The sequence below is a fragment of the Serratia sp. BIGb0234 genome (assembly GCF_024809915.1).
Lineage (GTDB): Bacteria > Pseudomonadota > Gammaproteobacteria > Enterobacterales > Enterobacteriaceae > Serratia > Serratia liquefaciens.
On the sequence record NZ_JANUEI010000007.1, the window covers coordinates 191,539 to 209,160 of the forward strand.

22 protein-coding genes are annotated in these 17,622 nt (G+C 56.7%); 17 read left to right on the top strand and 5 right to left on the bottom strand.

Annotated features, from left to right (window positions below; translation table 11 throughout):
• Window positions 1-11: 11 nt before the first annotated feature.
• The 3 genes from M2407_RS21695 to M2407_RS21705 all read right to left on the bottom strand — a co-directional run bounded on the left by M2407_RS21695 (window position 12) and on the right by M2407_RS21705 (window position 2,243).
• Entirely contained in the window at window positions 12-881 is an 870-nt protein-coding gene (locus tag M2407_RS21695; protein WP_020837286.1) for a phosphoribulokinase, read from the bottom strand.
• A gap of 151 nt (window positions 882-1,032) precedes the next feature.
• Window positions 1,033-1,266, bottom strand: a complete 234-nt coding sequence (locus M2407_RS21700) for a YheU family protein (RefSeq protein WP_020837285.1) — start codon at window positions 1,264-1,266, stop codon at window positions 1,033-1,035.
• The gene (locus M2407_RS21705) at window positions 1,263-2,243 is read right to left on the bottom strand and encodes a hydrolase (RefSeq protein WP_129941678.1); all 981 of its coding nucleotides are present in this window, start codon (window positions 2,241-2,243) and stop codon (window positions 1,263-1,265) included. The genes M2407_RS21700 and M2407_RS21705 overlap by 4 nt, the downstream gene beginning before the upstream one ends.
• A gap of 119 nt (window positions 2,244-2,362) precedes the next feature.
• Between M2407_RS21705 and M2407_RS21710 the strand changes: the two genes are divergently transcribed.
• The 6 genes from M2407_RS21710 (at window position 2,363) to tauD (ending at window position 7,435) form a co-directional block, all read left to right on the top strand.
• Entirely contained in the window at window positions 2,363-2,965 is a 603-nt protein-coding gene (locus M2407_RS21710; RefSeq protein WP_020837282.1) for a LysE family translocator, read from the top strand.
• Window positions 2,966-2,975: 10 nt separating this feature from the next.
• On the top strand, window positions 2,976-3,758 hold the full coding sequence (locus M2407_RS21715; protein ID WP_020837277.1) for a PhzF family phenazine biosynthesis protein: 783 nt from the start codon (window positions 2,976-2,978) through the stop codon (window positions 3,756-3,758).
• 226 nt (window positions 3,759-3,984) lie between these two features.
• Window positions 3,985-4,980, top strand: coding sequence for a taurine ABC transporter substrate-binding protein (gene tauA, locus M2407_RS21720; RefSeq protein WP_020837275.1), 996 nt, complete (start codon window positions 3,985-3,987; stop codon window positions 4,978-4,980).
• A gap of 9 nt (window positions 4,981-4,989) precedes the next feature.
• Window positions 4,990-5,757 carry a taurine ABC transporter ATP-binding subunit gene (gene tauB / locus M2407_RS21725; protein ID WP_020837273.1) on the top strand — a complete coding sequence of 256 codons (768 nt, stop codon included), beginning with the start codon at window positions 4,990-4,992 and terminating at the stop codon, window positions 5,755-5,757.
• Window positions 5,754-6,590: a taurine ABC transporter permease TauC gene (gene tauC / locus M2407_RS21730; protein WP_129982623.1), complete on the top strand. Its 837-nt coding sequence runs from the start codon at window positions 5,754-5,756 to the stop codon at window positions 6,588-6,590. The genes tauB and tauC overlap by 4 nt, the downstream gene beginning before the upstream one ends.
• Window positions 6,587-7,435 carry a taurine dioxygenase gene (gene tauD, locus M2407_RS21735; RefSeq protein WP_020837270.1) on the top strand — a complete coding sequence of 283 codons (849 nt, stop codon included), beginning with the start codon at window positions 6,587-6,589 and terminating at the stop codon, window positions 7,433-7,435. The genes tauC and tauD overlap by 4 nt, the downstream gene beginning before the upstream one ends.
• Before the next feature lie 31 nt (window positions 7,436-7,466).
• Here tauD and M2407_RS21740 read toward each other — a convergent pair whose 3' ends face one another.
• Window positions 7,467-9,380, bottom strand: a complete 1,914-nt coding sequence (locus M2407_RS21740) for an ABC transporter ATP-binding protein (protein ID WP_020837266.1) — start codon at window positions 9,378-9,380, stop codon at window positions 7,467-7,469.
• 133 nt (window positions 9,381-9,513) lie between these two features.
• On the opposite strand from M2407_RS21740, the gene kefG reads away from it, so the two are divergent.
• The 4 genes from kefG (at window position 9,514) to slyD (ending at window position 12,812) form a co-directional block, all read left to right on the top strand.
• Window positions 9,514-10,065 carry a glutathione-regulated potassium-efflux system ancillary protein KefG gene (gene kefG, locus M2407_RS21745; RefSeq protein WP_259219731.1) on the top strand — a complete coding sequence of 184 codons (552 nt, stop codon included), beginning with the start codon at window positions 9,514-9,516 and terminating at the stop codon, window positions 10,063-10,065.
• Window positions 10,066-10,067: 2 nt separating this feature from the next.
• Window positions 10,068-11,876: a glutathione-regulated potassium-efflux system protein KefB gene (kefB, locus tag M2407_RS21750; protein WP_048760541.1), complete on the top strand. Its 1,809-nt coding sequence runs from the start codon at window positions 10,068-10,070 to the stop codon at window positions 11,874-11,876.
• 14 nt (window positions 11,877-11,890) lie between these two features.
• Entirely contained in the window at window positions 11,891-12,094 is a 204-nt protein-coding gene (locus M2407_RS21755) for a YheV family putative zinc ribbon protein (RefSeq protein ID WP_004951224.1), read from the top strand.
• 121 nt (window positions 12,095-12,215) lie between these two features.
• Entirely contained in the window at window positions 12,216-12,812 is a 597-nt protein-coding gene (slyD, locus tag M2407_RS21760) for a peptidylprolyl isomerase (RefSeq protein ID WP_020837261.1), read from the top strand.
• 59 nt (window positions 12,813-12,871) lie between these two features.
• On the opposite strand, the gene M2407_RS21765 is transcribed toward slyD, so the two are convergent.
• On the bottom strand, window positions 12,872-13,099 hold the full coding sequence (locus M2407_RS21765) for a SlyX family protein (protein WP_020837259.1): 228 nt from the start codon (window positions 13,097-13,099) through the stop codon (window positions 12,872-12,874).
• Window positions 13,100-13,469: 370 nt separating this feature from the next.
• Between M2407_RS21765 and fkpA the strand changes: the two genes are divergently transcribed.
• The 7 genes from fkpA (at window position 13,470) to rpsG (ending at window position 17,554) form a co-directional block, all read left to right on the top strand.
• Complete coding sequence (fkpA, locus tag M2407_RS21770) at window positions 13,470-14,303, top strand: FKBP-type peptidyl-prolyl cis-trans isomerase (protein WP_020837258.1); 834 nt, start codon at window positions 13,470-13,472, stop codon at window positions 14,301-14,303.
• A gap of 401 nt (window positions 14,304-14,704) precedes the next feature.
• Entirely contained in the window at window positions 14,705-15,433 is a 729-nt protein-coding gene (locus M2407_RS21775) for a transcriptional regulator (protein WP_020837257.1), read from the top strand.
• On the top strand, window positions 15,427-15,816 hold the full coding sequence (gene tusD / locus M2407_RS21780) for a sulfurtransferase complex subunit TusD (protein WP_401424200.1): 390 nt from the start codon (window positions 15,427-15,429) through the stop codon (window positions 15,814-15,816). The genes M2407_RS21775 and tusD overlap by 7 nt, the downstream gene beginning before the upstream one ends.
• 8 nt (window positions 15,817-15,824) lie before the next feature.
• Window positions 15,825-16,184, top strand: a complete 360-nt coding sequence (gene tusC, locus M2407_RS21785; RefSeq protein WP_020837255.1) for a sulfurtransferase complex subunit TusC — start codon at window positions 15,825-15,827, stop codon at window positions 16,182-16,184.
• A gap of 9 nt (window positions 16,185-16,193) precedes the next feature.
• Entirely contained in the window at window positions 16,194-16,481 is a 288-nt protein-coding gene (gene tusB / locus M2407_RS21790; protein ID WP_122080370.1) for a sulfurtransferase complex subunit TusB, read from the top strand.
• A gap of 131 nt (window positions 16,482-16,612) precedes the next feature.
• Entirely contained in the window at window positions 16,613-16,987 is a 375-nt protein-coding gene (gene rpsL / locus M2407_RS21795) for a 30S ribosomal protein S12 (RefSeq protein WP_004930426.1), read from the top strand.
• Between the two features lie 96 nt (window positions 16,988-17,083).
• Complete coding sequence (gene rpsG, locus M2407_RS21800) at window positions 17,084-17,554, top strand: 30S ribosomal protein S7 (RefSeq protein ID WP_020837252.1); 471 nt, start codon at window positions 17,084-17,086, stop codon at window positions 17,552-17,554.
• Window positions 17,555-17,622 lie beyond the last annotated feature (68 nt).

A 17,622-nucleotide genomic window follows, 5' to 3' on the forward strand; every position in this document is an offset into this window, starting at 1 on the left:
CGCCCCGTAGATTACTCGATTTTTTTTCCTTCCAGCAGTCGCTGCACCAGCGGCGCCATGATCAGTTCCATCGCCAGCCCCATTTTGCCACCCGGCACCACCAGCGTATTGATATGCGAGATAAAAGATCCCTGCAGCATTGCCAGCAGATAAGGGAAGTCAATCTGGTCCAGCCCGCGGAAGTGGATCACCACAAAGCTCTCGTCCAGCGAAGGGATAGCCTTGGCGGCGAACGGGTTGGAGGTGTCTACCGTCGGCACCCGTTGGAAGTTGATATGGGTACGTGAGAACTGCGGCGTGATGTAGTTGATGTAGTCTTCCATCGAACGAACCACCGAATCCATTACCGCTTCGCGGGAGTGACCGCGTTCACCGGTATCGCGGATCAGCTTCTGGATCCATTCCAGGTTCACGATCGGTACTACGCCGACCAGCAGATCGACGTGTTTGGCCACGTCGATGTGTTCGGTCACGACGCCACCGTGGAGCCCTTCGTAGAACAACACATCGGTCGGCGCCGGCAAGGCTTCCCATGGGGTGAAAGTGCCGGGAACCTGATTATAGGGTACCGCTTCATCGTAGGTATGAAGATACTTGCGTGAGCGACCGGTGCCGTTTTTGCCGTAGTCGAGAAAGCTTTGTTGCAGCAGGCCGAAGTCATTGGCTTCGGGGCCGAAATAGCTGATATGGCGGCCGAGATCGCGCGCTTTGCGGATCGCCGCGTCCATTTCCGGCCGGGTGTAGCGGTGGAAACTGTCGCCTTCCAGCTCGGCGGCGCGGATGTTCAACTGCTGAAAGATTTTACGGAACGCCACGCTGGTGGTGGTGGTGCCGGCCCCGCTGGAGCCGGTCACTGCGATAACAGGATGTTTGGCGGACATGGTGGTAGGTCACTCCGTGTTAAATGCGCAGGCGTCAGATATGATTATTGGTCTGTTTGACGCCCTTTCGCCAAGGGCAAAATTCCGCGCGTTGGTTTGCAATAACCCATTGTTACCTGATTTTTTCCGTCAGTCATAGAACCGAACGCCACTAAATTTCTTCCTGCCCGGCGCGGAACTGGCCGCGCGGCATGATGTTGACGGTCTCATGCAGTTCTGACCAAACCAGCAGCACCTCGCCGTTTTTCAACTGGCGGCGCACGTCTTCCACTTTCTGTTCCAGCGAGCGTTCGTGCTCGCCGTAGTCGGTGCCTTCGCGTAACACAAAGGACTCGATCAGGCTGTTTAGGGTCTCAGTTTCCAGTTCTTTCCAGGGGATAATCACGTGGTTGTGTCCAGATAAGGGGAAAGCCAGGATGGAATACGGTATTCCAGCCACATTTGGGGGTGTTTCAAGGTGCCGCCGACAAAACCGACGTGGCCGCCAAACTCGGTCAACTGATACTCAATGTTGTGCGGCAGCGTGGTGACCTCGGGGATCACTTCGTCGGTCATAAAGGGATCGTCTTTGGCATGGATGATCAATAACGGCGTCTGGATCGCCGGCAACAGCGGCAGGGCGCTGCAACGGCGATAATAATCACTGGCGTCGCTGAAGCCGTGAATGCGCGAGGTAATGGCGTCATCAAAGTCGCGGATCCGGCGCAACGCTTTGAGCTGCGGCAGCTTGAGCGGCAACGTGTCAGGGTAGTGCAGCAGCTTGCGGGTGGCATTTTGTTTGAGTTGCCCAAGCAGATAGCGCTGATAAACGCGCGAAAAGCCTTGTTCCATACGCCACGAACAGGGCTCCAGCATCAGCGGTGCTGAAACCACGACAGCCGCCTGCAGCAGACTGTCCGCCCCCTGCTGTGCCAGGTAGCAGGCCAGCATGTTGCCGCCGAGCGAGACCCCGACCGCGGCGGTGGGGGCTTCACCGTAGGTTGCGCGCAGCCACTGCAGGAAGAAACGCGCATCTTCCGTTTCTCCGGAGTGATAGATGCGCTGCTTGCGGTTCGGCACGCCGCTGCAGCCGCGAAAATGCATCACCACGCCAAGCCAGCCTTTTTCACGCCAGGCGTTGAGTTGACCGTGAGCGTAGGGGCTGTAGAAGTTGCCTTCCAGTCCGTGGAACAGCACCACGCGCGGCTTGCCGGCAGCCTGAGCCGGATCTTCGCTCCAGGCGAGATCGACAAAGTCGCCGTCGGGCAATTCCAGCCGTTGCCAATGTGGTTTTAGCTGCACGCGGCGGCGCACCAGCCTTGGCAGCAGCGTCTGCAGATGCGGATTACTGGCCCCGGTCAAAGGGCGAAAGGATTCATGCATAACCTGAGTAAAAATCTTATTGGCGGCTATTGTGGGATTAATAGTGCGCTGTTAGCTTCACTATCCTGAACTGACAATAATACTGCAAAAAATCACCCTGGGTGAGGAGCACCCACCTCATGGAACCGAGTTTATTTCTTTCGATGTTAGGCTTCCTGTGGGTCGCCGCAATCACGCCAGGCCCTAATAATATGTTGCTGACCACCTCCGGCGCCAATTTTGGTTTTATGCGCTCGCTGCTGTTGATGATAGGCATCATGCTGGGGATGCAAAGTATATTGCTGCTGGTGGCGTTCGGGGTCGGCAGCCTGATCCTGGTTTATCCTGCGCTGCACCTGGTGCTGAAAATCCTCGGCAGCCTGTACCTGTTATGGCTGGCGTGGAAAGTGGCCACTGCCGCCTATGAAAAGCTGGAGACCGACGTGGCGCCGCCCAAACCGATACGCTTGTATCAGGGCTGGCTGTTGCAGTTCCTTAATCCCAAGGCCTGGCTGATGGCGCTGGGGGCGGTGGCCAGTTTTAGCCTGGCAGGCGACAGGTACAACACGTCGATTGTGGCGATCTCGCTGGGCATTTTGGTGGTGAATATCGTTGCCGGGGTGATTTGGCTCGGCTTCGGCACGGTGATTGGCCGCCTGTTACGCAGCAAAAAGGCCTGGATCATCTTTAATCTGTCTATGGGGCTGCTGACGGCGGCCTGTGTGTTACTCATCTGGCATTAAGGAGTTGCGGATGGCAGAAAATTACTTCCACGTAGTGGCCTTCACCGGCGAAGGGCTTCGCGGCAATCCGGCCGGCGTATGCCTGCTGAAACAGCCGTTGTCGACCGCCGAGATGCAAGCGATCGCCAATGAGCTGAGCCTGCCTGAAACCAGCTTCGTCTGGGACGATGGCGATATGTCGGCCATTCGCTGGTTTACTCCCCATCGTGAGGTGGATCTGTGCGGCCACGGCACGCTGGCGGCGGCGCACGTGATGTTCAGCGCGGTCAATCCGGCGTTGCAGGATATCCGTTTCCGTTCGGCAAGCGGTGATTTGTACGTTAAGCGCGACGCCGAAGATGGCGAACGCTTGATCCTAGATTTTCCGTCCCGACCGCCGCAAAAAATCGCGACGCCTGCCGGGCTGAGCGCGCTATTGGGCGTTGAACCGCAGGAAGTGTGGCAAGCCAATGCGCTGCTGGTGGTGCTGGAAAACGAAGCGCAGGTGCGAGCGTTGCAGCCGGATATCCCGGCGTTGATTACTTTGGCCGGGCGCGCGGTGATCGCCAGCGCACCGGGCGAAACGGTGGATTTCGTTTCGCGCTATTTCACGCTGGACGGCGGTGAGGATCCGGTTACCGGCTCTGCACACTGCACGTTGATGCCTTACTGGAGCGCCCGTCTCGGCCGCCATCAATTACACGCGCGGCAGATTTCGGCGCGCGGCGGTGAGCTGTTCTGCGAACTGAAAGGCGACCGTACCCTGATAGGCGGCTATGCGCAGATTTTTTTGCGTGGCGAACTGAGCCTGTAAGCAGATGGGGTTCGTTTCAACCAGCCACCGCCCGTGACTTTTTATCTTAATGTGAGAACACTGACGCGGGCCCCTAAAAGATTCCCTGGAGGGATTCCGCCACATCGGGATGATTTGATTAAATATTCCCATAAGTAATAACGCAGAGTTTTTTATTCTTTTATAGCTCGCCAACGCTCGGATAAAACTGTCAGCAACTGAACAGACTTTTATCAACGGAGCGATCATGGCGAGCAAACTCTTTGCATTACGCAGCGCGGTACTACTGGCGTTGTCACTCGGCACAGCCAGCGCCTATGCGGTGGACGTGACCGTGGCCTACCAGACTTCGGCGGAACCCGCCAAGGTGGCGCAGGCGGAAAACAGCTTCGCCAAACAGTCCGGCGCTACCGTTGACTGGCGCAAATTCGACAGTGGCTCCAGCGTGCTGCGCGCATTGGCTTCCGGGGATGTCCAGATTGGCAACATCGGTTCCAGCCCATTGGCGGTGGCCGCCAGCCAAAAACTGCCTATCGAAGTGTTTTTGATCGCCTCCCAGCTCGGCAGTTCCGAAGCGCTGGTGGTGAAAAAAGAGATTAAAAGCCCGCAGGATCTGATCGGTAAGCGCATCGCCGTACCCTTTATCTCAACCACGCACTACAGCCTGTTGGCTTCTCTGAAGCACTGGGGTATCAAGCCAGAGCAGGTCAAAATCCTCAATCTGCAACCGCCGGCCATCGCCGCGGCCTGGCAGCGCGGTGATATCGATGGCGCCTATGTTTGGGCTCCGGTGGTCAATGAGTTGGCCAAACAGGGCAAGGTGCTGACGGATTCCGCCCAGGTCGGACAATGGGGCGCCCCGACGCTCGACGTTTGGGTAGTGCGCAAGGACTTTGCCGAGAAGCATCCTGAAGTGGTGACGGCCTTTGCCGCCAGCGCACTGAACGCCCAAAAAGCCTATTTGGCGCAGCCGGAACAGTGGCTGAAGGACAAGGGCAACCTCAGCACGCTGTCCCGGTTGAGCGGCGTGCCGGAAGAGCAGATACCGGTGCTGGTGCAGGGCAATACTTACCTGCCGGTCGCCGAACAGATCACCCAGCTTGGTCAGCCGGTGGACAAAGCCATTCATGACACCGCCGAGTTCCTCAAACAGCAGGGCAAAATTCCCCAGGTCGACAGCGATTACAGTGCCTATGTCACCGATCGCTTTGTGAAACAGGTGCAGGCTGCGCCGCAGTCGTAAGGGAGCAGAATGCTAAACGTTAACCATCTTTCAGCAGAGTACCAGGGGCGTCCTGCGCTGCGCGACGTCTCGTTCCAGATTGACGCTGGACAACTGGTGGTGGTGCTTGGCCCTTCGGGCTGTGGCAAAACCACGCTGCTGAATTTGATCGCCGGGTTTATCGAGCCTTCAGCTGGCAGCATCACGCTTGACGAAGTTCCCGTAAAAGGCCCCGGAGCCGAGCGGGGCGTGGTGTTCCAGCATGAAGGTTTACTGCCGTGGCGTAACGTGGTGGATAACGTCGAATTTGGCTTGCAGCTGGCCGGAGTCGGCAAGCCGCAGCGTCGTGAAGTGGCGCTGCAGATGTTACAGCGCGTCGGTTTGGCCGGTTATGATCAGCACTTCATCTGGCAGCTTTCCGGTGGCATGCGCCAGCGCGTGGGCATAGCTCGCGCACTGGCGGCCAATCCGCGTTTGCTGTTGCTGGATGAGCCGTTCGGTGCATTGGATGCTTTCACCCGTGAACAAATGCAGGAACTGCTGCTGACCATCTGGCGGGATACCGGCAAGCAGGTGTTGTTGATTACCCACGATATTGAAGAGGCGGTGTTCCTTGCCAGTGAGCTGCTGCTGCTGTCGCCGGGGCCGGGGCAGGTGGTGGAGCGTCTGGCGCTGAATTTCGGCCAACGCTATGCCGACGGTGAGCCTTGCCGTTCGATCAAGTCTGATCCTGAATTTATCGCCCAGCGCGAATACGTGCTGGGTAAAGTCTTCCAACAGCGTGAGGCCTTGTTATGAGCCTGCATTCTGCCCTTAAAGAGGTTGCCCAGCCGAAGGCTGCGGCACCGCGACGCTTTAGCGTGCCACGCAACGTCTGGTTGAGCAGCACCACCCTGTTGGTGGTGCTGGCTATTTGGTGGGGCGTGACCGCGTTGAACCTGATCAGCCCGTTGTTCTTGCCGGCGCCGCAGCAGGTGCTGCATCAGTTGATCACCATAGCCAGCCCGCAGGGTTTTATGGATGCCACGCTATGGCAGCATCTGGCCGCCAGCCTGGGGCGCATCCTGGTTGCGTTGCTGGCCGCGGTGATTATCGGGGTGCCGGTGGGTATTGCCATGGGGCTGAACGATACGGTACGCGGCATTCTCGATCCGCTGATTGAAATTTATCGCCCGGTGCCGCCGCTGGCCTATTTACCGCTGATGGTGATTTGGTTCGGCATCGGTGAAACTTCGAAGATCCTGCTGATTTATCTGGCGATTTTCGCCCCGGTGACGCTGTCCGCCGTGGCGGGAGTGCGTAGCGTGGCTCAGGTTCGGGCGCGCGCGGCGCGCGCGCTGGGCGCCAACCGCTGGCAGGTGCTGCGTTTTGTGGTGCTGCCGAGCGCCTTGCCGGAGATTTTAACCGGTATCCGTATTGGGCTGGGGGTCGGCTGGTCGACGCTGGTCGCAGCAGAACTGATTGCCGCCACGCGCGGTCTGGGATTTATGGTGCAATCCGCCGGAGAGTTTTTGGCCACCGATGTGGTGCTGGCCGGTATCGGTGTGATTGCGATTATTGCATTTGGGCTGGAACTGGGGCTGCGTGCCTTGCAGCGCCGATTGACCCCGTGGCATGGAGTACAGCAATGAACGAACGTTTGAGTATCACCCCGTTGGGGCCTTATATCGGTGCGCTGGTGGAGAATGTTGATTTGGCGCGCCCGCTGGGCGACGGTCAATTCGAGCAGCTCTACCACGCGTTGCTCAAACATCAGGTGCTGTTCTTGCGCAATCAGCCGATCACGCCGTTGCAACAGCGTAATTTGGCCGGCCGCTTTGGCGATCTGCACATCCATCCGGTTTACCCGCAAGCCGCCGATGTGAAAGAGATTATCGTGCTGGATACCCATGACAATAATCCGCCGGACAACGATAACTGGCATACCGACGTGACCTTTATCGAAAACCCACCGCTGGGGGCGATTTTGGCCGCGAAAACACTGCCTACCACCGGCGGTGATACGCTGTGGGCCAGCGGTATCGCAGCTTATGAAGCCTTGTCTGCCCCTTTTAAGCAGTTGTTGGCGGGCCTGCAGGCGGAGCATGACTTCACCAAATCATTCCCGGAATACAAGCACCGCGGCAGCGAAGAGGAACATCAGCGCTGGCAGTTGGCGGTACAGAAAAACCCACCGCTGTTGCACCCGGTGGTACGTACCCACCCGGTCAGCGGCCGGCAGGCGCTGTTCGTCAACGAAGGTTTCACGACCAGAATTGTTGATTTGGCACCGAAGGAAAGTGACGCGCTGCTGAACTTCCTGTTTGCTCACATTACCAAGCCGGAGTTCCAGGTGCGCTGGCGCTGGCAGGAAAATGACATCGCCATTTGGGATAACCGCGTGACGCAACATTACGCCAACGCGGATTATCTGCCACAGCGGCGCATTATGCACCGTGCGACCATCTTGGGGGATAAACCCTTTTACAAGGGGTGACATGCAGGGGCGGCAGGCCGCCCCGTAGCCCTTAGGATTCGAACTCTTGCGTAAAGCGTTCCAACTGCTCCTGCGCATCCAGCCAGGTCATTTCCGTTTCTTCCAAGGCGGACTTGGCCTGACTTTGTTGCTGTAGGCAGAGAGTCAGATCGGCCTTGCGGCTGATGTCGTACAGCGCGGAGTCCGCCAGCTTCTCTTCTACCGCCGCCAGTTCGGCGCCCAGTTTTTCCATCTGTTGTTCCAGCTTGGCAATTTGCTTGCGCAGTGGCTGAGTCTGGCTGCGGAACTCGGCTTCGCGACGCTTCTGGTCTTTACGTGCCTGCGCACTGTTGCCGTTGTTCTCTTTCTCCGGGGCGTCCTGCTGGTTTTCCTGACGTTGCAGGTCGCTCAGCCATTGCTGATAGTCGTCCAGATCGCCTTCGAACACTTCCACCTGGCCATCATGCACCAGATAGAGATCGTCCGTGGTAGAGCGCAACAGGTGACGGTCGTGCGAGACCACCACCAACGCACCCTCGAAATCGATCAGCGCTTCGGTCAGCGCCTGACGCATGTCCAGATCCAGGTGGTTGGTCGGTTCATCGAGCAGCAGCAGGTTGGGGCGCTGCCAGACGATCAGCGCCAATACCAGCCGCGCTTTCTCGCCGCCAGAGAACCGCTCGGTGGCTTCAGTGACCTTATCGCCCTGGAAACCAAAGCCGCCAAGGTAATCGCGCAGCTGTTGTTCCAGCACACGTGGGGCGATGCGGCTCAGGTGCTGCAGAGGCGATTCATCGGCCCGCAGGAATTCCAACTGATGCTGGGCGAAGTAACCCAGTTTAATGCCCTTTGCCAGGCCAATTTCACCGCTCAACGGTTCAAGCGAACCGGCCAGCATTTTGATCAGGGTCGATTTGCCGGCGCCGTTACGGCCCAGTAAGCCAATGCGTGAGCCGGGCACCAGATTCAGCTTGATCGAGTTCAGGATCACCTTGTCGCCGTAGCCGGCACTGACCTTCTCCATACGCAGCAGCGGGTTTGGCAAGCTTTCCGGCTGGCGGAAGCTGAAGCTGAACGGGTTATCCACGTGGGCCGGGGCGATCAGTTCCATGCGTTCGAGCATCTTGATACGGCTCTGCGCCTGCTTGGCCTTGGTGGCCTGCGCGCGGAAGCGGTCAATATAGCTTTGCAGATGCGCCACTTTCTCTTGCTGGTTCAGGTACAGCGACTGCTGCTGGGCCAGCTTGGTCGAACGCTGACGTTCGAACGAGGAGTAGTTGCCGGTGTATTCGTTGATGGTCTCTTGTTCGATATGCAGAATTTTATCGACGATCGGATCCAGGAAGTCGCGGTCATGCGAAATCAGCACCAGCGTGCCAGGGTAGCCTTTCAACCAGCGCTCCAGCCAGATCACCGCGTCCAAATCCAGGTGGTTGGTCGGTTCGTCGAGCAGCAGCAGATCAGAACGGCACACCAGCGCCTGCGCCAGGTTCAGGCGCATACGCCAGCCGCCCGAGAAGGCTCTGACTGGATTTAGCAGCTGTTCGTTGGAGAACCCCAGGCCGTGCAGTAGGCTGGCGGCGCGGGAGCGTATGGTCCAGGCGTCGATGGCATCCAGCTTGCCGTGCAGCGTGGCGATGGCGTGGCCGTCGTTTTTGTCGTTTGCCAGCTGCAGGTCGGCTTCAAGCTGGCGGAATTCGCGGTCGCCGTCGATAACATACTCAAGTGCCGGCACGTCGAGCGCCGGCGTTTCCTGGTTTACCCAGGCCAGGGCCCAGTTGCTTGGAAAGGTGTAGCTGCCGCCGTCTGCGGCCATCTCACCCTTTAGCAAGGCCAGCAGCGTAGATTTGCCACAGCCGTTTTTACCCACCAGGCCGACCTTCTGACCTGGATTAACCGTCGCCGTGGCGTTGTCCAGCAGGACGCGGGTGCCGCGTCGGATTTGTAGCGAGGAGAATACAATCATAAAGCGCCGTATGTTCAGAGTATGTTAAATTGAATGGATTCTAAGTTAACAGGACACAGACTGTCCTATTATTAGTCTTTGCGGAGCATGGTAACGGAAAACCGCTACCCTGACGACGCTTTGGAGGGGAATGATGTCGCAGCTGCCCAAGGTCTTGCTGCTGTATGCCCATCCGGAATCCCAGGACTCGGTCGCGAATCGGGTTTTGCTTCGACCGGCACAGCAGTTGGAACATGTCACCGTGCACGATTTATACGCGCACTATCCTGATTTTTTTATCGATATTCACCACGAACAACAACTGCTGCGTGAACATCAGGTCATTGTTTTTCAACATCCTCTCTATACCTACAGTTGTCCGGCCCTGTTGAAAGAGTGGCTGGACCGCGTGCTGTCGCGTGGTTTTGCCAGCGGCATGGGCGGCAATGCGCTGGCGGGAAAGTATTGGCGTTCGGTGATCACCACCGGGGAACCGGAGGGGGCCTATCGTACCGGCGGTTATAACCGCTACCCGATGGAAGATATTCTGCGGCCGTTTGAGTTGACCGCCGCCATGTGTCATATGCACTGGCTGACGCCGATGCTGGTGTATTGGGCGCGCCGTCAAAAGCCGGAAGTGCTGGAAAACCATGCCACGGCGTATGGCGACTGGCTGCGTAACCCGTTGCCGCACGGAGGAAGGTAAACATGGAAGGCTCAACGTTACTGACCGCAATTTTACTGTTTCTGTTCGCCGCCGTGGTCACGGTGCCGATTGCCCGACGCCTGGGGATTGGCGCGGTGCTGGGTTACCTGATTGCCGGTATTGCCATTGGCCCCTGGGGATTGGGTTTCATTCGCGACGTCGACGAGATCCTGCACTTTTCCGAATTGGGCGTGGTATTCCTGATGTTTATCATCGGGCTGGAACTGAACCCGAGCAAGCTGTGGGAACTCAGGCGCTCAATCTTTGGCGTCGGTGCCGGGCAAGTGCTGATCACCGCCGCCGTGCTGGGCGCGCTGCTTTATCTGACGCATTTTGCCTGGCAGGCCGCCGTGATTGGCGGTATCGGGCTGGCGATGTCCTCAACCGCGATGGCGCTGCAACTGATGCGCGAGAAGGGCATGAACCGCAACGAAGGCGGCCAGTTGGGGTTCTCGGTGCTGCTGTTCCAGGATATGGCGGTGATCCCGGCGTTGGCGCTGATCCCGATCCTGGCCGGAGCCGGCGGCAGCAGCGATGATTGGGCACAAATTGCACTCAAGGTGGCAGCATTCGGCGGCATGCTGATCGGCGGACGGTTCTTGCTGCGTCCGCTGTTTCGCTATATCGCCTCTTCCGGAGTTCGCGAAATCTTCACCGCTGCCGCCCTGCTGGTGGTGCTGGGGGCGGCGATGTTTATGGATGCCCTTGGTCTTTCTATGGCGCTAGGGACCTTTATCGCCGGCGTGCTGCTGGCCGAAAGCGAATATCGCCACGAGCTGGAAATCTCCATCGAGCCTTTCAAAGGGCTGCTGCTGGGGCTGTTTTTTATCTCGGTGGGCATGGCGCTGAATATCGGCGTACTCTATACCCATCTGGCCGAAGTGCTGCTGGGCGTGGTGCTGTTGGTGGCGATTAAGTCAGGGGTGCTGTACTCGCTGTCGCGCATTTTTGGCCTGCGCAGCTCGGTGCGCTTGCAGTTTGCCGGGGTACTCAGTCAGGGCGGAGAGTTTGCCTTCGTGCTGTTTTCGGCGGCGGGGGCGCAGAAGGTGTTGCAGCCCGATCAGCTTGCGCTGTTGCTGGTGGTGGTGACCCTGTCGATGATGACTACGCCGCTGCTGATGCAAATTATCGATCGCATCCTGGTGCGCCGTTATAACGCCCGGGATGAGGACGAAGAGACCCCGTATGTGGAAGACGACGATCCGCAGGTGATCATCGTGGGCTTCGGACGTTTTGGCCAGGTGATCGGCCGCCTGCTGATGGCCAACAAGATGCGCATTACCGTCCTGGAGCGCGATGTCAGCGCCGTCGGCGTACTGCGGCGCTATGGTTATAAGGTGTATTACGGTGACGCCACCGAGCTGGAGCTGCTGCGTGCGGCCGGCGCGGCGAAGGCAAAGTCGATTGTGATCACCTGTAATGAGCCGGAAGACACCATGGAAATTGTCCGCCTGTGCCAGCAGCATTTTCCCGAGCTGAGTATTTTGGCGCGGGCGCGCGGCCGTGTGGAAGCGCATGAGTTGTTGCAGGCAGGGGTCAAGCAGTTCAGTCGCGAAACTTTTTCCAGTGCGCTGGAACTGGGGCGCAAGGCACTGATGGAACTGGGCATGCATCCTCATCAGGCCTATCGCGCACAGCAGCACTTCCGTCGATTGGATATGCGGATGTTGCGTGAGCTGATGCCGCCGCATCACGGTGATGTGGCGCAAATTTCCCGCGTGAAGGAAGCGCGGCGCGAGCTGGAAGAACTTTTCCACCGGGAAATGCAAAAAGAGAGTCGCCAGTTCGACGGCTGGGATGAATACGAATAATTTGGAGCACTGAGATGTCTGCAACACGGAAAAGATTTATCGCCGGGGCGGTCTGCCCAAGCTGTAAGGCTATGGATACGCTGGCCGTTTGGCGTGAAGACCAGGTCGAAGTGGTGGAATGCGTCAAGTGCGGCCATCATCAGCGGCAGACCGAACAGCAGGTGGAAAAGCACGTCCGGCCGCAGGAGCAGGTGATCGGTATTTTCCATCCGGAATAGCGTTATCGAGCGCGTTTTTTTATGCTGGAGGGTACAGCGGGGCAGATTTCCGATACAATCTGTCCGGTAAAGGCGCGGCCTCATGACGGCTGCGTCCAAGTATCCAACGGTAGGAGATATCATGAAAGTAGCAAAAGACTTGGTGGTCAGCCTGGCTTATCAAGTACGTACAGAAGACGGTGTGTTGGTTGATGAGTCTCCGGTGAGTGCGCCGCTGGACTATCTGCACGGGCATGGTTCTCTGATCGCAGGTCTGGAAAAAGCACTCGAAGGCCACGAAGCGGGCGATCGTTTTGACGTTAACGTTGGCGCTAACGATGCGTACGGCAACTACGACGAAAACCTGGTGCAGCGCGTGCCGAAAGACGTCTTTATGGGCGTTGACGAGTTGGAAGTTGGCATGCGTTTCCTGGCTGACACCGATCAGGGCCCAGTGCCGGTCGAAATCACCGAAGTGGACGGCGATCACGTAGTGGTTGACGGTAACCACATGCTGGCTGGTCAGAACCTGAACTTCAACGTAGAAGTTGTCGCGATCCGCGAAGCTACCGCTGAAGAATTGGCGCACGGCCACGTACACGGCGAGCACGATCATCACCACGAACACGGTGAAGGTTGCTGCGGCGGCCATGGCCACGATCACGACCATGACCACGCGCATGATCACGGTCAGGCCAAGAAAGGCGGTTGTGGTAACGGCGGTTGCGGCTGCCACTAATCGCGGCGCAGTAACGGCAAAAAAAGGGCGGCCCTCAGGCTGCCCTTTTTTATGGCTTATCAATAATGTGGCGGCGGCGTTTCTTCCGACTGCGACGCGATCATCGACGTTTGGGTCGATCGCAGCTTGTCGGTCAGCACGCGCAGGTGATCCTGCAATTTCAGCATTTCAAGCTGGTGTTTCACCACGGTCTGATTGAGCTCTTCAATAGTGACTTCCTGAAAGGCCTGACGACTTTCCAGTTCTTCAAGCCGCAGTAACAGGCTTTGGATATCGGCGTTGTGCATGATGCTACCTCTGACGCGGTTAAATCCTGAATCTGACGCTATGGTAACAGCTGCCGACGGCTTTGCGCTGCGCTATTTCACCCCGCCGTGTGCGGGGGCAGACGGAAAACGCGGGTGCACTGTGTAAAGTGCTGAAAAATAGAGCGCTCGGTGTGGCGGTTTTTGTTACTGTGGATACCACGGGCGCAGGAAAAATCTGACTTATCATATGGGTAGCACATTAAACGAAACTTCTGTTTAAAGCTGGAGTCACACTTTGACTCGATTGGTTACCTGTGTGACTGTTTTGTTTTGTTTCGGACAGCTATAGTAGCCCGGTTATCTTACTTAATGATTGTTTGGGGCACCGCTTCAGACACTGGAGAAATGGATGAAATCTTTGTTTAAAGTCACGCTTCTGGCAACCACCATGGCTTTTGCTTTGAATGCGACCCAGGTCATGGCTGCCGATGCAGCTAAACCGGCAGAAGCAGCTAAAGCCGCAGACGCAGCACCAAGCACCGGCAAGTTCAAGAACGATGACGAGCAAGCGGCTTACGCACTGGGCGCATCCCTGGGCCGTTACATGGACAACTCGCTGAAAGAGCAAGAAAAACTGGGTATCAAACTGGACAAAGACCAGCTGATCTCAGGCGTTCAGGACGCTTTCGCCAACAAGAGCAAGCTGAACGACGCAGATATCGAAAAAACCCTGCAGAGCTTTGAAGCGCGCGTGAAGGCTTCCGCTCAGGCGAAGATGGAGCAGGACGCGAAAGATAACGAAGCGAAAGGCACCAAGTACCGCGACACCTTCGCGAAAGAAAAAGGCGTGAAGAAAACCGAGTCCGGCCTGCTGTATCAGGTAGAGAAGCCAGGTACCGGTTCTGCGCCTAAAGACAGCGATACCGTTGTAGTAAACTACAAAGGCACCCTGACTGACGGCACCGAGTTTGATAACTCCTACACCCGTGGTGAGCCACTGTCATTCCGTCTGGACGGCGTGATCCCAGGTTGGACTGAAGGCCTGAAACACATCAAGAAAGGCGGCAAAATCAAGCTGGTTATCCCACCGGCGCTGGCCTACGGTAAAACTGGCGTTCCGGGCATCCCGGCCAACTCCACACTGGTGTTCGACGTTGAACTGCTGGATGTGAAAGCCGCTCCTAAAGCGGATGCCAAGGCTGAGAAGCCGGCTGACGCAGCGGCAGACGCCAAAGCGCAATAAGCCTGTCTGAGTCCCCACACCGCCGCGAGCTTCCCTCGCGGCGGTGTTCATTTTAATCCGCCAAATCAGCGCTAACTTTCGCTTCCTGCCCACTGATCGCTTGACGCCTGCCGGGCATCGGGCTTAACGTCAATACCACGCGCAAACGCAAGGACTTTACTCTGGCTGTTTTGCTAGACTAATAATCCGGACTTATGAGTCATGCGCCTGCCCCTTAGGGCGTGTACCTAAAACTGTTCCTGGTCATCTCGGCCTGCGGACGCTCGTCGTGCTGTTTCAGACTGATATCAGCCAGCCCATCCCGCGTAACTTCAAGGGTGTGCCGCCTGTGGAAAGGAACCCGCACGAGCAGTTTTAGCTGCGCCCCCTGGCACAGGCGATCTTTGAGGGTGGTATTTTCGATGTCTAATTCGCTTTTATCCAGCGAAGCCAGCGAACTTGATTTGCTGAATGAACGTCCGTTTACTCAGACGGATCATGAAATCCTGAAGTCTTACGAAGCGGTTGTTGACGGCCTGGCGATGTTGATCGGCGGGCACTGTGAAATCGTGCTGCATGCTTTGGAAGATTTGAAATGTTCGGCGGTACGGATTGCGAACGGTGAGCATACCGGGCGGCAGATCGGTTCGCCGATCACTGACCTCGCGCTGCGCATGTTGCATGACATGGCCGGCGATGACAGCAGCGTGTCCAAGGCCTATTTTACCCGTGCCAAGAGCGGCGTGTTGATGAAGTCGGTGACTATCGCCATCCGCAATCGCGAGCAGCGGGTGATCGGTTTGTTGTGTATCAACATGAACCTCGACGTGCCTTTCTCCCAGGTGATGCAGACCTTTATGCCGCCGGAAACTCAGGACGTGGCACCCTCGGTCAACTTTGCGTCTTCCGTTGACGATCTGGTGGCGCAGACGCTGGAGTTTACCATTGAGGAAGTTAATGCCGATCGTAATGTCTCCAACAATGCCAAAAACCGCCAGGTAGTGCTGAATCTCTATGAGAAGGGCATTTTTGATATCAAGGACGCCATTAATCAGGTGGCGGACCGTCTGAATATCTCAAAACACACCGTGTATCTGTACATCCGCCAGTTCAAAAGCGGCGATCTGTTGGGAACTGAGCGCGGATGCTGAATTACTGCCTTTTGGTCACCGGTCCGGCTTACGGCACTCAACAGGCCAGCAGCGCCTATCAGTTCGCGCAGGCTTTGCTGGTCAAGGGACACCGCCTCTCCAGCGTGTTTTTTTACCGTGAAGGGGTGTTGAACGCCAATCAACTGACTGCACCGGCCAGCGATGAATTCGATTTGGTACGGGGTTGGGTGCAGTTGGCACAGCAGCATGGCATTGAGCTCAACGTTTGCGTGGCTGCGGCGCTGCGGCGCGGTGTGACCGATGAGCAGGAAGCCGCACAGCAAGGATTGCCCTGCGCCAATCTTCAGCCGGGTTTTACCCTTAGCGGGCTGGGCGCGCTGGCGGAGGCTTCGCTGAGCTGTGACCGCCTGGTGCAGTTCTGAGAGAGTTTATGAAACGAGTCGCTTTTGTTTTTACCCAGAGTCCACACGGCAGCGCCAGCGGCAGGGAAGGTCTGGATGCGTTGTTAGCCACTTCGGCGCTGAGCGAAGATCTGGGCGTGTTTTTTATCGGTGACGGCGTGTTGCAGATTATGCCGGGGCAGCAACCGGAAAAAATTCTGGCGCGCAATTACATTGCCACTTTTGGCGTGCTGCCGCTGTATGACGTTGAACAGTGTTATCTTTGCCAGGCATCGCTACAGGAACGCGGCCTGAGCCAGGTGACCGACTGGGTGCTGGACGCCGAGATTTTGGCACCGGATGCGCTGAGTCGCCAACTGGCCAGCTATGACGTGGTGATGACATTTTAGGAAATCCTGATGCTGTATACCCTTAGCCGTTCCCCCACTCAATGTGATTTGCCCGCGCTGCTGCGTTTGACCGCACCGGGTGATGACCTGTTGTTGTTGCAGGATGGCGTGCTGGCTGGCCTGGCCGGTAGCGTGCACCTTGAATTGCTGCTCAATGCCCCCATATCCCTTTATGCGCTGCAGAACGACCTGGATGCCAGAGGGGTGTCTGGTCATTTTTCACACAAAATCACTGTCATCGGCTATAATCACTTCGTTGAATTAACCGAAAAACATCGCAGCCAAATGGCCTGGTGATGAGAGTGATGTTGTATATTTCTTGACACCTCTACTACTCAGCCATAAAATTCTGCGTCCTCGTACTTTGCCAGTAGTGCATACGAGGGGATTTATCACGTGTTTACGAAGCAAAAACCAGGAGCTTTTTAATGGCAACAATTAATCAGCTGGTACGCAAACCACGCTCTGTGAAGGCTGCTAAAAGCAACGTTCCAGCGCTGGAAGCCTGCCCGCAGAAACGTGGCGTATGTACTCGCGTATATACCACCACTCCTAAGAAACCAAACTCCGCACTGCGTAAAGTATGCCGTGTGCGTTTGACTAACGGTTTTGAAGTTACCTCCTACATCGGCGGTGAAGGTCATAACCTGCAGGAACACTCCGTGATCCTGATCCGTGGCGGTCGTGTAAAAGACTTGCCAGGTGTGCGTTACCACACCGTTCGTGGTGCACTTGACTGCTCCGGTGTTAAAGACCGTAAGCAAGCTCGTTCCAAGTACGGCGTGAAGAAGCCAAAGGCTTAATGGTTCTCCGTTAAGTAAGGCCAAACATTTTCACTTTAATGTCAAAATAAACTCGTAGAGTTTTGGACAATCCTGAATTAACAACGGAGTATTTCCATGCCACGTCGTCGCGTAATCGGCCAACGTAAAATCCTGCCAGATCCTAAGTTCGGATCCGAACTGTTGGCCAAATTTGTAAACATCCTGATGGTAGATGGTAAAAAATCTACTGCAGAAGCAATCGTCTATACCGCGCTGGAGACCCTGGCTCAGCGTTCTGGTAAAGATTACCTGGAAGCTTTCGAAGTAGCCCTCGACAACGTTCGCCCGACTGTAGAAGTTAAGTCTCGCCGCGTTGGTGGTTCTACTTATCAGGTGCCAGTTGAAGTTCGCCCGGTCCGTCGTAATGCTCTGGCAATGCGTTGGATCGTTGATGCTGCTCGTAAACGCGGTGATAAATCCATGGCTCTGCGCCTGGCGAACGAGCTTTCTGATGCAGTTGAGAACAAAGGTTCTGCTGTTAAGAAGCGTGAAGACGTTCACCGTATGGCCGAAGCTAACAAGGCGTTCGCCCACTACCGCTGGTAATTGCCACGCAGTAGTTATGCTAACCAAGCGGGCGCTTCAAGAAGCCAACCCGCTTGGGTTAACCGAAC

Bases quoted from the DNA above. Each gene is read 5' to 3' on its own strand.
- tusC (WP_020837255.1), top strand. From the start codon at position 15,825: ATGAAACGAGTCGCTTTTGTTTTTACCCAGAGTCCACACGGCAGCGCC.
- rpsL (WP_004930426.1), top strand. From the start codon at position 16,613: ATGGCAACAATTAATCAGCTGGTACGCAAACCACGCTCTGTGAAGGCT.
- tusB (WP_122080370.1), top strand. From the start codon at position 16,194: ATGCTGTATACCCTTAGCCGTTCCCCCACTCAATGTGATTTGCCCGCG.
- M2407_RS21775 (WP_020837257.1), top strand. From the start codon at position 14,705: ATGTCTAATTCGCTTTTATCCAGCGAAGCCAGCGAACTTGATTTGCTG.
- M2407_RS21715 (WP_020837277.1), top strand. From the start codon at position 2,976: ATGGCAGAAAATTACTTCCACGTAGTGGCCTTCACCGGCGAAGGGCTT.
- slyD (WP_020837261.1), top strand. From the start codon at position 12,216: ATGAAAGTAGCAAAAGACTTGGTGGTCAGCCTGGCTTATCAAGTACGT.
- tusD (WP_401424200.1), top strand. From the start codon at position 15,427: ATGCTGAATTACTGCCTTTTGGTCACCGGTCCGGCTTACGGCACTCAA.
- M2407_RS21710 (WP_020837282.1), top strand. From the start codon at position 2,363: ATGGAACCGAGTTTATTTCTTTCGATGTTAGGCTTCCTGTGGGTCGCC.
- tauD (WP_020837270.1), top strand. From the start codon at position 6,587: ATGAACGAACGTTTGAGTATCACCCCGTTGGGGCCTTATATCGGTGCG.
- tauC (WP_129982623.1), top strand. From the start codon at position 5,754: ATGAGCCTGCATTCTGCCCTTAAAGAGGTTGCCCAGCCGAAGGCTGCG.
- fkpA (WP_020837258.1), top strand. From the start codon at position 13,470: ATGAAATCTTTGTTTAAAGTCACGCTTCTGGCAACCACCATGGCTTTT.
- M2407_RS21765 (WP_020837259.1), bottom strand. From the start codon at position 13,099: ATGCACAACGCCGATATCCAAAGCCTGTTACTGCGGCTTGAAGAACTG.
- rpsG (WP_020837252.1), top strand. From the start codon at position 17,084: ATGCCACGTCGTCGCGTAATCGGCCAACGTAAAATCCTGCCAGATCCT.
- M2407_RS21740 (WP_020837266.1), bottom strand. From the start codon at position 9,380: ATGATTGTATTCTCCTCGCTACAAATCCGACGCGGCACCCGCGTCCTG.
- M2407_RS21695 (WP_020837286.1), bottom strand. From the start codon at position 881: ATGTCCGCCAAACATCCTGTTATCGCAGTGACCGGCTCCAGCGGGGCC.
- M2407_RS21755 (WP_004951224.1), top strand. From the start codon at position 11,891: ATGTCTGCAACACGGAAAAGATTTATCGCCGGGGCGGTCTGCCCAAGC.
- tauA (WP_020837275.1), top strand. From the start codon at position 3,985: ATGGCGAGCAAACTCTTTGCATTACGCAGCGCGGTACTACTGGCGTTG.
- kefB (WP_048760541.1), top strand. From the start codon at position 10,068: ATGGAAGGCTCAACGTTACTGACCGCAATTTTACTGTTTCTGTTCGCC.
- tauB (WP_020837273.1), top strand. From the start codon at position 4,990: ATGCTAAACGTTAACCATCTTTCAGCAGAGTACCAGGGGCGTCCTGCG.
- kefG (WP_259219731.1), top strand. From the start codon at position 9,514: ATGTCGCAGCTGCCCAAGGTCTTGCTGCTGTATGCCCATCCGGAATCC.
- M2407_RS21705 (WP_129941678.1), bottom strand. From the start codon at position 2,243: ATGCATGAATCCTTTCGCCCTTTGACCGGGGCCAGTAATCCGCATCTG.